General features: G+C 37.2%; 10 protein-coding genes. 3 read left to right on the top strand and 7 right to left on the bottom strand.

Annotated features, from left to right (window positions below; all coding sequences use genetic code 11):
• The first annotated feature begins 345 nt into the window (after positions 1 to 345).
• Positions 346 to 663 carry a thioredoxin gene (gene trxA, locus M0R16_07385; GenBank protein ID MCK9612710.1) on the top strand — a complete coding sequence of 106 codons (318 nt, stop codon included), beginning with the start codon at positions 346 to 348 and terminating at the stop codon, positions 661 to 663.
• A 31-nt stretch (positions 664 to 694) separates the two neighbouring features.
• Complete coding sequence (locus M0R16_07380; protein ID MCK9612709.1) at positions 695 to 1,630, top strand: DUF58 domain-containing protein; 936 nt, start codon at positions 695 to 697, stop codon at positions 1,628 to 1,630.
• Positions 1,631 to 1,678: 48 nt separating this feature from the next.
• Here M0R16_07380 and M0R16_07375 read toward each other — a convergent pair whose 3' ends face one another.
• The 7 genes from M0R16_07375 to M0R16_07345 form a co-directional block, all read right to left on the bottom strand.
• Positions 1,679 to 3,085 carry a hypothetical protein gene (locus M0R16_07375; protein ID MCK9612708.1) on the bottom strand — a complete coding sequence of 469 codons (1,407 nt, stop codon included), beginning with the start codon at positions 3,083 to 3,085 and terminating at the stop codon, positions 1,679 to 1,681.
• 68 nt (positions 3,086 to 3,153) lie between these two features.
• Positions 3,154 to 3,594, bottom strand: a complete 441-nt coding sequence (locus tag M0R16_07370; GenBank protein MCK9612707.1) for a DUF2141 domain-containing protein — start codon at positions 3,592 to 3,594, stop codon at positions 3,154 to 3,156.
• Between the two features lie 14 nt (positions 3,595 to 3,608).
• Entirely contained in the window at positions 3,609 to 4,346 is a 738-nt protein-coding gene (locus M0R16_07365; GenBank protein MCK9612706.1) for an outer membrane lipoprotein-sorting protein, read from the bottom strand.
• Between the two features lie 16 nt (positions 4,347 to 4,362).
• Entirely contained in the window at positions 4,363 to 6,609 is a 2,247-nt protein-coding gene (locus M0R16_07360) for an efflux RND transporter permease subunit (GenBank protein ID MCK9612705.1), read from the bottom strand.
• A 91-nt stretch (positions 6,610 to 6,700) separates the two neighbouring features.
• A complete protein-coding gene (locus M0R16_07355; protein MCK9612704.1) occupies positions 6,701 to 7,288 on the bottom strand; it encodes a TetR/AcrR family transcriptional regulator in 588 nt (195 codons plus the stop codon).
• A 108-nt stretch (positions 7,289 to 7,396) separates the two neighbouring features.
• Positions 7,397 to 9,325 (bottom strand): hypothetical protein, encoded by a 1,929-nt coding sequence (locus M0R16_07350; protein ID MCK9612703.1) that lies wholly within the window; start codon positions 9,323 to 9,325, stop codon positions 7,397 to 7,399.
• A 121-nt stretch (positions 9,326 to 9,446) separates the two neighbouring features.
• Positions 9,447 to 11,603, bottom strand: a complete 2,157-nt coding sequence (locus tag M0R16_07345; GenBank protein ID MCK9612702.1) for a hypothetical protein — start codon at positions 11,601 to 11,603, stop codon at positions 9,447 to 9,449.
• A 132-nt stretch (positions 11,604 to 11,735) separates the two neighbouring features.
• Here M0R16_07345 and M0R16_07340 point away from each other — a divergent pair, with 132 nt between their 5' ends.
• Positions 11,736 to 13,529, top strand: a complete 1,794-nt coding sequence (locus M0R16_07340) for an ATPase (protein MCK9612701.1) — start codon at positions 11,736 to 11,738, stop codon at positions 13,527 to 13,529.
• Positions 13,530 to 13,541: the final 12 nt, after the last annotated feature.

Below are 13,541 nucleotides of genomic sequence, written 5' to 3'. Positions count from 1 at the left end.
AATTCAAACTTCATACTTACATTCGACAGTGATACTGAAAATGTAACCATTACCTCAGGAACACACACAACAAGCGGCTCTACGGCTTCAGGCTCCGGAAATATTTCGGTAGTACCTGCAGGATCAACTACTCCAATGCCTGGAACATATAATTTTACAGCAACTTTTTAAAACCGTTTTAAGATACTGCTGTATTTCAGTGCAATACATTTTTGTTGAATAATTTTTGTAATACCGTGACGCCTGGTTATAAGTATTTTTTTTCTGAATGAAATTTTTTATTTACCATTTGTGTTACATGATTAATCTTTCTTTATTTTTGTAAAAACGTATAAAAAATTAAATATGGCACATGAAATTAATGACAGCAATTACGAAGAAATGGTAATGAAATCAGATAAAGTTGTAATGCTCGATTTCTGGGCCGAGTGGTGTGGCCCCTGCCGAATGCTCACCCCTATTGTGGAAGAAATGTATGCCGAATTTGATGGAAAAGCAGTTATTGGGAAAGTGAATGTAGATGAAAACCCTGATGTAACAGCAAAACTAGGAATACGTAATATACCAACCATTATGTTTTTCAAAAATGGAGAAATGGTTGATAAGGTAGTTGGGGCAACCGCAAAAGCCAATCTGGTAAATAAACTGAACAGCTTACTGTAACATTCATCGCATTATTATTTACAAATAAATCATGCCTCAGCCCATAGATCAGAAACTGATACAGGCATTTGGCAATCTTGAATTTGTTGCCAGACAGGTTGTAGAAGGATTTATCACAGGGCTTCACAAAAGTCCGTTCCATGGATTTTCGGTTGAGTTTTCCGAACACCGCCCTTACAATCAGGGGGAATCAATAAAACATATCGACTGGAAACTTTATGGGCGTTCGGATAAACTTTTTGTTAAACGCTTTGAAGAAGAAACCAACCTGCGCTGCCAAATCATCATTGATAACTCCTCATCCATGTATTATCCTGTTGTGAATGATGTCAATGTGAGCAACCCCAATAAAATCATTTTTTCAGTGTATGCAGCTGCATCATTGGTGTATTTACTTCGCCAGCAACGCGATGCAATTGGTATAAGTATTTTTTCTGATTCTATTGAAAAACACACTACAGCACGATTGAGCAGTGTGCATCAGAAGATAGTTTATAACACTCTTGAAAACCTTATTCACAATTATACTGAAAGTAGTCTAAAGAAAACATTTGCTGCCGAAGCACTGCACCAGATAGCCGAATTGATACATAAACGTTCCCTGGTAGTAATTTTCAGCGACATGATGGAAAGCAATGCACACACATATGATTTGTTTGCTGCTCTCCAACACCTAAAACATAACAAACATGAGATAATTCTTTTTCATGTTACCGATAAAAACAAGGAATTGGATTTCAATTTTGAAAATCGTCCATATAAATTTGTTGATATGGAAAGCAAAGACGAGATTAAACTTAATCCTGTAGAAATTAAAACGAAATATATTGATGCCATAAACAAGTTTCGTAACGATTTAAAATTACGTTGCAGTCAATACCATATTGACATGGTGGAAGCCGATATCAAGGAAGGATTTTATCATGTTCTGCTCTCTTACTTGCTCAAAAGAGAGAGGATGCATTAATTTCACTTGATACATAGTTTTCTTATAGTATAATTACCGATTACAGAATCAAAAACTATATTTGACCTTAAACATGAACATATTAAAGTCCTTAAGGTTGGCAAACATATTTTTACCTTCACCGCCGCATAGGGATGCAGCAATAATTATCTCTGCATCATCAACCGGTTTGTATGAAATCTGCGGCATGTAAGCAAAAGCATAATTATGTTTAATGTCTTTCCAATCATTTATAATAAATGCTCCGCCAACCGGAGCTATTTTCAGTTTATCCCTGAAAAACTTTTTTTCATACCCTAAAAAGAAATAATCATTCAGGTTTTTACCTCCCATCTCATGCATGAAACCATGCAGATACTGAAAATTCAGGTAGGAACCTTCCCGGAACATATAATCAAGCCCCACAATAAACTTACAATAGGGCTTTGTTTTGTCTAATAGCATTGAATCCTGAGTTACCGGTACAGGCGATAATGGGTATAACGCAGAAAGGTCGGTGGTCATAATTACATCTTTCTCGGGAAGGAAAAGGGCGGCTTCTGCCCATAACCCAATACCCACAACACTTGTTGCGATGTCAGCGCCAAAAATATGAACCCGGGGGTATGACAGTTGCGTCCTGACATTTATTCCTCCAAGGGTATCAACAGCTGTTATTGTATTTCTTGTTATTACAGGCAATCCTATGTGGCCCCAAAGGTAACTTACAGAGAAATCCAAAACGCTTAAATTTCCTTTAAGCTTTAAACCAGCAGAAGAACTTTCTCCCAAATTGTATTTTGGAGTCAGCAAAGTGTCAGAAAACTGTAGTAATGTTAAACCTTGTGGTAACTCCATGCCTCCACTTAAAATACCCGAAAACATCCCTACTGGCAGGTTGGCCGGTTGAAAAAACGGCATATATATTCCCTGCAAAGAAAAGTCTTTATAAAAATAGTAATTGATGTTGATGGCATCAGATCCCCTGTGCCGTCCGAAATCAAAGATGTCTTCAAGGTCGTAGGGATTAAGGTTGTCGGTAGGATTAAGTTTGTCGGCGGTGCCCCATACTATGCGCTGCCTGCCGATTTTCAAATCAATTTTTTTTGAAAGAAATCCGGTAACTTCAAAATATGCCTCTCTCAACGAAAGATTTACAGGATTAATAATCCCTGCATTGTATAAGTCGTACGTGCTGACAAAACTGGGCAAACCGATATAACGAACCCAGGCTTCCGCATGAAACTTTGAACTGTTAAGTATTTTTTTATCAAGAGATAAGGACAATCTGTCTTCATTCCATGCCCAGGGGGTCTTATCTTTCAGTAAAAATCGTTCATCAACTAACAATTCACCGGATAATTTTAATTTCTTATCATCAGAACTTGGCTCAATAAAACTTATGCTATCCTGTGCTTTTGCCATTACTGACAATAAAGAAAATATTATTACTGAATAAAACTTAATCTTGCCCATGATTTTCAATTTATTGAATTAATTAATGAATTAATTAAAATTTCCATTATTAACTACTAGTCTGATTCTTACATATACCTTATTTTCATGTATATTTTCTGGTTTTTAATCAATGTAAATTTAAAAGAATCAAATTTTGGCCTTGAAAGCCCCGAATGATAATAGTTTGAGAACCCAAAGCCTTCCTTAGGCATTCCAATGAAGGTAAAATTCATTTCACCGTCGCTGTTCTCGTCATCCACAAGTCCAAAGCCATAGACGCCGGGCTCTAAGGAGAATTTAACCGACATTATACCATTTACAATATTGGCCTTTTTAAATTTCTTTTCCATCCAGGGTATCTCTTTCTGAAAGCTATTATCGTCTTTAAATATCCTGATGATCATCTGCCCGTTTTCCGAACGGATACCTGAAAAAAATACTTCAACATTTTGTGATTTTACAGACAGGGTAACTACTGCAAATAGCAAACTCACTAAGAATCTGCTGAAAAAAATTCCGGGTTTCATAGCGATACAATTTTCTATTGGATTAACTTTCGGACTGTAAAATTTTCATCAGATAATCCCGTGTCATATTTCACATCGCTCATCTGCATTTTGGTTTTATGATTCTTTTTTAAATCGGTCATTTCAACTTCTGTGGAACACCAGTATTTTCCTGATTTTTTAAAGGTATATTTCGCTTTTTTTATCATGGTACCGGCTTTATCGTAATAGTCCATGGCCTCAGGATAAAAGTTTGTTTTATTGACATTGATAATAATTTTTGAGTATTCTGATGTTTTTGCCAGAGGAGTCAGTTCCAGCACAAATACATTTGTTTCGGTTTTTAGCAACTTGGGTGTATATTTTGCAGAGTACGATTTGGATTCAAAATCATCATACGAAAAATCCGTTCCGGCAAATTTCTGATTTTTTGCACTTGAAGCTATTCTTCTCTCCTTGCCGTAGGCCGGCAAATAGAGATACATCACATCATCGGGTAGCGAAAGAATTGCAATACCTGCCTGTGATGCAGGGGAAGTAAATCGAAACATTCTCTTACTGGTCCCCTTTTGTTGCGTGGTTGCTTCACGTATTTCCTGCTTTCCGGATTTATCAATTAAAATAATTTTCTGTTTTCCTGTTACATCTTTGGCAGAGAACATTACACCGTCCATTTTTTTCAAAATAGTAGATGCATCCTGAGCTTTAAGAGGTGTTGCAAAAATTGCCAGGACTAATCCGGCAACAAATGATTTTTTAATAATTGTTTTCATATTCTTTATGATTTAATTAAAGTTTTTTTCTTTTCCGTTCTGCAAGTATCAAAATTACCGGTAACAAGGTCAGCGCTCCGATACCGGAACCAAACATGCTGATAGCAACCAGCAGGCCAAAATTCTGAAAAGGCACCATGTGTGCAAAACAAAGTACCAGGAATCCGGCCGCAACAGAAATTGCATTAATAATTACCGCCTTTCCGCTGATCATCAATGTTGCTTTTATGGCTTCTTCTGCATTTTCCTTAACTTTTAAATGAACGTAAAACCCGGAAATAATATGAATAGAGTAATCAATACCGATACCCAGTGCTATACTACCCACCAGAACCGTGGCAATGTCGAGAGGAATACCTGTTATGCCCATAAAACCCAGCAGGATAAATATGGTAGTGATTATAGGAATAGTTGCAAAAACACCTTTTTTGAACGACCTTAACAGCAAGCCAACAATAATAAGCACCAGCAATATGGCAATGGCAAGGCTGCTGTACTGGCTCTTAACCAGGCTGTCGTTCAGTTTGCAATATATTGAAGGAACGCCGGTGAACTTAATTTTGTACGCACCGGATTTATTCTCTTCAATAAACTTGTTCATTTGCTCAACAAAAGAGCTTATTTCCTGCGTTTCAATCGAGGCAAATTTCGATTGTATGACCCCTTTTTGCAGGTCATCAGAAACCAACTGCGGCATGATATCCTGCCCTTCAAGAAGAAACCATAACTGTTCTATTTTAGTTCTATCCTCAGGAATGGATTTACCTTCACCCATTGCGTCATTCATTTGCTCAACCAGATCAGCGATGGATTGCGTAATGGAAATGTTGGGGTTCAGTTTCATGAAATGTTCTGTTTTAATCATCATGTTGAGTACATCGGGTGACTGCATATCGCCTTCAAATACCACAAACACAGGAAATGAGCCCCCGAATTTCTTTTGCATCAAATCTTCGGTAATCCTCACGGGATTGTCTTTTTCAAAATAGTTTGCAATGTTCACACTGGTTTTTATCATGAAAATACCGCCAATACTGACCAAAAGCATGGCACACCATATAGCAATTGTATATTTAGGGTGTTTAATAATTACACGTGATATTGGTTGTAATATCATTTTATTGAGAAGCGGAGTCTTTCTATTAACGGAGTGTTCCACATTTTTTTCATATAATGAAAATGCTGAAATAAGTGAAGGAATAAAAAATATGGAAAGTATAAGAGCTATGAAAGTGCCAAATGCCGTAAAAATTCCAAATTCTGTAATCATTTGCAGGTACGAGCCAAAAATAAACGATACAAAACCAATCATGGTTGTAACAGCAGCAAGTATTACAGGGATCATGGTATATATCAATGCCTGAATCAATGCCTGCTTCCTGTCTTTTGATTTGTTTTGATTAATACTGTTTAATACGTGTATGGTATAAGCAGTTCCTACAGCCAATAACACAATTGGGATATAGCTTGATATAATCGTTATTTTAAAGCCAAGCAAAGCCATCAATCCGATAGTCCAGACCACACTTAATCCGGCTGTAAGCAACGGAAAGAAAACACCACTCAAGGATTTAAAACTTAAAAATAAAATCAGAAAAATTATTATCAAAATAACAGGTAAAAGAAATGAAATGTCAGAAACAATTAATTCGGTCATGTCGTTAATCATAAAAGACAGGCCTCCGAAATAAAGCTTTTCAGGCAGATTCATTGCTGAAATTTTGCGTTTTATTTCTTTTGCAACCAGCTGTTTATCTCCATCGTGAAGTAATGTAAATGCAATAATAGTAGCTGTGCCATCATCAGAAACAATAGAGCCTTTGTACATCTCTCTTGAAAAGGTATATGTTTTAATGCTGTCCAGTTCGGCTTGAGTTTGAGGCAAATTATATTCGTCAATCAGTTGACCTATTTCAATTCCCCATTCGGAACTTTTTATGTCGAGAATGTTGGTAATACTGGTAACAGTTGATACGCCTTTGGTTAGTTTAATGCTGTCGGTAATCAGTTTTACACGTTCCAAAACTTTTGTATTAAAAATATCATTGGTTTCCAGAACAACCATTCCGATATCATTCCCACCAAATTCTGTTCCGACACTAGAATAAATCTGAGCGGTAGAATCGGTTTTGTCCATTGAATTTAAGATATCTGAATCAATGGATATGTTTCTGATCTGATAGCCCAGAAGCAAAGTAATTATCAACACAGCCGAAATAATCAGCCATTTTAGTTTTAGAAACCTAACAATAAATTTTTCCATTTAAATTTATATTAATTGACCAAAAATGTTTATTAGTCAATACAAAGAAATAAAAAAAATTGTAACCGGACAAGTTTTGGATCATTTTTTTCTATTTTTTTTGCTGTGTTTTCAAGCTGTTCATTACAATGGCTGCAAGTTCCTCTATGGTACCTGCATATTCTGCATATTTATTTTGCAAAAACAATGGGAATTCAATACTATAAAGTAGCATAATCAATATATTCACATTCCTATCCATGTTTTTTATTTCAAGATACCCTTCCTTTTTACCCCTTTCCATTACCTGTTTAAGTTGAGCATATTCAAATCGGGCAAAGTCGTCTCTGACATCTTTAACAAATGCGTATTCTTCAAAGAAATCTGCCTTTATGGTTTCATGATAAATGATAACCTTGCTTAAAAGTTTTAATCGTGTAAGAATGTATTTTTTTAGTATTGTTAAAGGATCTTCTTTTATTGAAAGAATGTGCAGTAATTCAGCTTTTACATGATTTAATTCATTTTTTAATGCTTCATTAAAAAGATCTTCTTTGCTTTTAAAATAGTAATAAAGCACCCCCTTGGCTTTATGAATATGCCTGGCTATTTCATCCATGGTAGTTTTATGGAATCCATATTTAGAAAAATAAAATGTTGCAGATTTAACAATCGTATTTTTAATATCAATTTCTGACATGTCGCCTGACTTTTTCATATGTTCGGGTCAAAATTAATAAACAGTTACTTTATTAACAACTTTATTTGAACTATTTAGCTTCACGGAACTTATTAAAAACGTATTTAATTATTTACAAAATGCCTTCATTGCATCATCTGCAAAGGGATTCCCCAAATCCCGGGCTTTTTCCCAGTCGGCACAGGCAGCTACAGTATCACCAAGATTTAATTTCGTGATACCACGGTTGAACATAACAATGTTGTCTTTAGGGTTTCTTTTTAAAGCAAAATCATAATCAGCCATAGCTCCGGCATAATCTTTATTCATAGCTTTAATATTTCCCCTGTTGCTATAGGCTTCTCCATCCGTAGGTTCAAGCCTTATTGCCATGTCCACATCTTCAAGTGCGCTTTTTATATCGCCCAGCGTAGCTTTCAAAACACCGCGGTTATTATATGCTTTTTGTAAGGTTGAATCCAACAGTATGGCTTTGTTATAGTCTTTCAGGGCGGCAGCAGTGTCTCTTAGTCCGTCGTGAGCCATGCCCCTGTTGTTGTATGCTTCGGCAACAGCAGAGTCAAGTTTGATTGAAAGGTTAAGATCGCGAAGGGCGGCTTTATAATCTTTAAACTCATTGAAAATATGTCCCCGGTTGGTAAGGCACATGCTGAAATTCGGATACAGTTCAAGGGTTTTGTTATAGTCCTGCAAAGCTCCTTTATAATCTTCAAGGTCGTTTTTATAATTACCGCGCATCCAATAAGCATGAAAACTGTTTGGGTATTTTTTGATAACATCGGTAAAAAGAACTTCGCCGTTTTTCCACACTTTTATCCTGTCCCACGACAGGGCTGAAAATACCAGCAACAGTATGATGCTGATGAACATAGCAAATTTCATCAGCGATTCTTTACTGATTTGTACAATCCATTGGCCCATGATGTAAAACAGCCCGATGTAAGCGACATAGGTATAACGTTCGGCAGCGATGGCATTTCCTACGGGTATAATCTGCAGCATGATTGATATCACAATAAGAAAAAAGGCGGTACCAAAAAGTTTTTCACGGTGGAACCCTGTTTTTCTGACAACCAGCCAAACAAGAATGAGCAGCAATGGCAGCGAAGCGTAATAATACCAAGGCAAAGCTCCGGCTTGCATTTCAGGATAATAATGCATGACCGACATATGGAAAGGCAGAAAGAGTTTTACCAGATAAAAAGCGACCGCATAAGTAAAAATAAATATCCTTTCGAAAAACGAAAATGTATGAGAAATATCTTTCATGGCCCCCTGCTGCGACATCAGCGCAAGAATACCAAAAAGCAGTGACAACAAAAGAAAAGGGATTTTTTCAAGAAACATCTTCAAAACAGGTTTCCTTTTTTTGTAAAAGTCGATGGCAATCATAAGTACAGGAAGAGTTACCGCTGCTGATTTTGATAATAAAGAAAGTACAAACAACGAAAGACAGATAAGGTAATGCCGGCCTTTATTTGCCTGTTTTAGGTATTTTAAATATGCAAGTAAGGAAGCGATATAGAACAGGGTGTATAAAACATCTTTGCGTTCGGATATCCATGCCACCGATTCTACATGCATCGGATGAAGGGCAAAAAAAGCCGAAACAAGAAGTGCGGTGAACCTTTGCCCGCTGAGTTTTTCGCTTAACTTATACACAAGCATCACGTTGACAAGGTGCAATAAAACATTCAACACATGAAAAGGCAAAGGATTCAATCCGTATATATGGTATTCGAAAAGATAAGTCAGTGTAGTCAGCGGATGATAATTTCCCAGGTAAAATGAAGAAAAAATTTCTTTCAAACTTTCAAAGTTAAAATGTTTAATAAAGGGGTTATCAAACAGGTAATCGTCATCATCAAGGCTGGCGAAGCCGTTGAACAAGGCACGGGAGTACATGATTGCTGTAACAGCCAGTATGGCATAAATAATCCATGGGGGAATATGAAATGATTTTTTCTGTAACATGGCCTGTCCCTGTTTTTGCCGGGGATGAATTGTTTTTTGTTTGCCTGTGGGCTTACCGGCCATATGTTCTTTTATTTAGCTCAGGTTTGTTTACAAAAATAATAAAGAAATACTATTCCTTACAAGGGTTAAAAAAACCCGTACTTCATCAGTACGGGTTTTTGCTGAAACAAAATATTGTTTATTAATTCTGTTTGTCTTTTACAACTTCAATAACCTCCGGCAGGTTCATCCCTAATGATTTCAGTCTTTCAATGGTAGGAACACCGTTCGGAGTCCAGCCACGGCGGAAATATACGGCATCAAGAAGTTTTTCGTATTGTTCTTCTCTGTATTTACGCGTGATAGCCACTTTTTCTTCCGTTGATTTTCCTTCAGGGTCGATACCGATCTTTTCTTTCATCTGCTTATCATAACGTTCCTGACGTGATTCATATTCTTCAACAGTAACTGGGCCGGCAGCGCGGTACGGCTGGGCATCATTCTGGCGCAAACCTTTTCCGCAGCGGATATTGAACACTCGCTGGAATTGATATACTTTTTCGGATTGAGTGATCAACGAATCTTTATCAAGGTCAAGGCCCGTCACGGCTTTATAAATGGTTACATAGTTGTCGACATGTTCGGGGACTTTACCGGGTTCAGCATGTGTGTGGTTGTCGGCGGGTTCCACGTCGTTCCATGGCAGTTTGCATAAGCCCTGCAAGCCAAACCAGGTACGGAACATCGGGAAGTAATAGAGTGCTTCGGCTTTTTTCTCAAAAGTGGGGATCTGGTTATTGACCATGTCCATGAATATCAGCCATGCCTCATCGTGTTGCGGGCCTTTGTTGGTCATGGCATAACCGCCCTGTTGAGCCAGTGATTCTTTGGAAACATATTGTGAATATTCAAGGCCTTTGTTTTCCATGCCGATGTCCTGCATGAATTTTGGGTCGCCCCAGCCTTTTTCGGCAAATATTTTTTTCATTTGATGAACGCCTTGTCCGGCGATCACTCCAAAGCCTTCGCCGCGTGCAAGCTGATGCAGGATTTCCATTGCGCCATCGGAATTTCCAAAGTTGAGTTTAACGCCGCCGGTGCGTTCTTCGTTCAGAATGCCGTTTTCGTAACATTCCATCACAAAGCCGAGGATGGTACCCCAACTGATCGTACAGATGCCATAGGTGTCGCAATAAAAATTTGCCTCAATAGTAAAATCAGGATCAAAGATTCCCGCGCAGGATCCTAAAGAAGCTGCTGTTTCATATTCAGGACCGTCCACGATTACTTTTGAGCCTTTGTATGGGCCTGTGCGTAATTCATAATTATCCACACCCTTTGCACAGGACATATTGCACCCTATCCAGCAGCCGTCGGGCATATTTTGCGTGAAACGTTCTTTATAAACATTGGCATGTACTTTAATGGCGTCGGGGTGGCTGCCGAATTTAAAATTATGTGTAGGGAACAAATCGTAATCGTTCATGATATGGGTAAGGTGGGCTGTTCCTATTTTTCGCATCTGGCATTGGGAATCATCGAGCTCACGCATTTCTTTATTGAAGCGTTTTCCACGTTCCATGATCGGCTCCAGGTCTACAACATTATTCAGATTTCCTTTAACACCGGGGACTTTAGCTACCACAGCTTTTATTTTTTTATCCCGCAATACGGTGCCTAAGCCGCCTCTTCCTGCTTGTTTCAGACGTACAACCTTGCGTTTCATATCAAAGAAAGTAAAGTTCAGGCATCCGATAAGCGAATGGTCTGCTGCAGTGCCGGCCGAAACTACGGAAACATTCATACGGTCTTTTTCATCATTGGCAAAAACCTCGTGAAGCACCTCGCCGATAACATGGCTATCAATAGGAAGATCTCCGGCATCATAGATTTCAACTTTTCCGTTAACGCCATCAATATATATGATCACCTCTTTGTCGGATTTGCCCTGTATCTCCATAGAATCAAATCCGGAGAATTTCATAAAAGGCCCAAAATAACCACCGACATTGCTATCGATAGGAATGCCGGTTTGTGGTGAAATACCTACTACAAGTGATTTTCCTGCACCGGAATATTGAGTGATGCCACAAATTGGCCCTGTATTTATCACAATTTCATTTTCAGGATCGTTCCATTTTGTGTCGGGTTTTGTCGCATCCCATAAAAGCTTTAAGCCAAATCCTTTGCCTCCCACAAATTTATCTTTCATAAGTTGGGTAACAGGCTTTTCTTTAATTTCTTTGTTCCCAACATTAACATACAAGGTACGCATGTTATAACCCTTTTCAATTGGTTTCAGGGTATAATTCCATTCCTTTAACAGTGGATGTTTGCTTTTAAATTCCTGTAAATTCATATACGTATTTCTATGGTTTTTTTCGTTTTGCAAATTTAGAAATATTATAGTGATTTTACTTCACATTATAAAAAATTATTGATATTTGTACGTATTCAAAGAAAGAATATCACGTTATGATCTAATTAAGGTATGGCAAAAACCTCATATACATTGCTTAATTTCAGAAAGAAATTTTATAAATGGAACAGCTCGCTTTCATTTTTCCTGAGTATCATTAGCTTTTTAATTATTGTATACGAGTTTGGGATTTACAGCACCGATAAAAATCGTGATGTTTTTGAATACATCTATTTTTATTCAATAATTATTATTGGCGGGTTGAAAATTCTAAGATATCTCGTTTTATTCCCCAAAAAATTACCTATTGAGGTTTGGATATTTGACTCACTTTTCATTCTTGCAGTTGCTTTGCTGGCAACAGGGAAATTTCATTATTACAACAATACTTATTGGCTTTGGAAATTGGTCAATAATAACATCTGGCTGTATGTAATGATTTCTTTGATTTTTTTTAAGAAAATTTCCGGTCTGGGTATAGGACTTAGCCATAAACGCTTTAATCCCGCCCTGATTTTTGTGCTGAGTTTTCTAATATTAATCATTTTGGGGACATTATTGCTTTTGCTGCCCAATGCTACACATAACGGCATCAGCATTATGAATGCGCTTTTTACTTCCACAAGTGCAGTTTGTGTTACTGGACTGACTGTGGTTGATACAGCAAAGGATTTTACACTATTCGGACAAACTATTATTCTGATTTTGATTCAGCTGGGAGGAATAGGCATTATGACATTTACCAGTTTTTTCAGCTTTTTTTTTAAAGGCAAGACAACATTTCACAGCCAGCTTTTGTTAGGACAGATAACCAACTCAGAAAATTTTGCAGAGATATTTGATGTATTTAAAAAAATCATAATAATTACTTTCTTAATCGAAGGTATAGGTGCTGCTATCATTTTTTTCAACTTAGACAGCAGTTACTTCATAAATAACAATGAAAATATTTTCTTCTCAGTGTTTCATTCCGTTTCAGCTTTTTGCGGGGCAGGGTTTACCACCATAACGGATGGTTTTTACAACATCAATATAAGGTTTAATTATCCAATTCATTTAGTAGCATCATTTCTGATTATATTAGGTGGTATTGGGTTCCACATCCTTTTTAATTTTTATAAATACCTGAAACATTTTTTTTTAAACAGGGTCTTTAAATGGAATAAATACAGAGAGGTTATTCATCAGGCATGGGTAATAAACCTGAATACACGAATTGTTTTTATCACAACCCTCGTATTGCTGATTGCCGGAACTGTAATTATTTATTTTTTGGAATACAATTACTCTCTCGAAGAACATAAAGGTTTGGGAAAGGTTGTAACTGCTTTTTTTGCGTCCGTAACACCACGTTCGGCAGGGCTGCATACCTTTAACACAGGATCACTGCTGACTCCTACTATTTTAATAATTATCCTGTTGATGTGGATTGGGGGCTCCCCGGCATCCGTAGCCGGAGGGATAAAAACAAGCACTTTTGCTTTAGCTATATTAAATGTAATAAGTCTGGCAAGGGGAAAAGACAGGGTTGAGTTATACCGCAGAAAGGTATCCGACATTTCATTGAGAAGAGCCCATGCTATCATTTTTTTATCTCTTATTGTAATTGGTATTTCGGTATTACTCGTTTCAAGCTTCGACCCGGATAAAAAACTGCTCGATATTGTTTTTGAGTGTTTTTCCGCATATAGTACTGTTGGCCTCAGTCTGGGCATTACACAGCAACTCTCTGAGCCCAGTAAATTTATCATTATTTTAACCATGTTCTTGGGCAGAATGGGAACGCTAACAATCATGATGGCTATTTTAAAGAAAGTAACACATTTGAGCTATAAATATCCTGAAGAAAATATTTTAATTAATTAACCAAATCATACA

It is taken from the genome of Bacteroidales bacterium, assembly GCA_023228145.1.
In the GTDB taxonomy this organism is placed as follows: domain Bacteria; phylum Bacteroidota; class Bacteroidia; order Bacteroidales; family CAIWKO01; genus CAIWKO01.
Note: the sequence above shows the minus strand (reverse complement) of the source record. Positions and strands in the feature narration are given on the sequence as shown.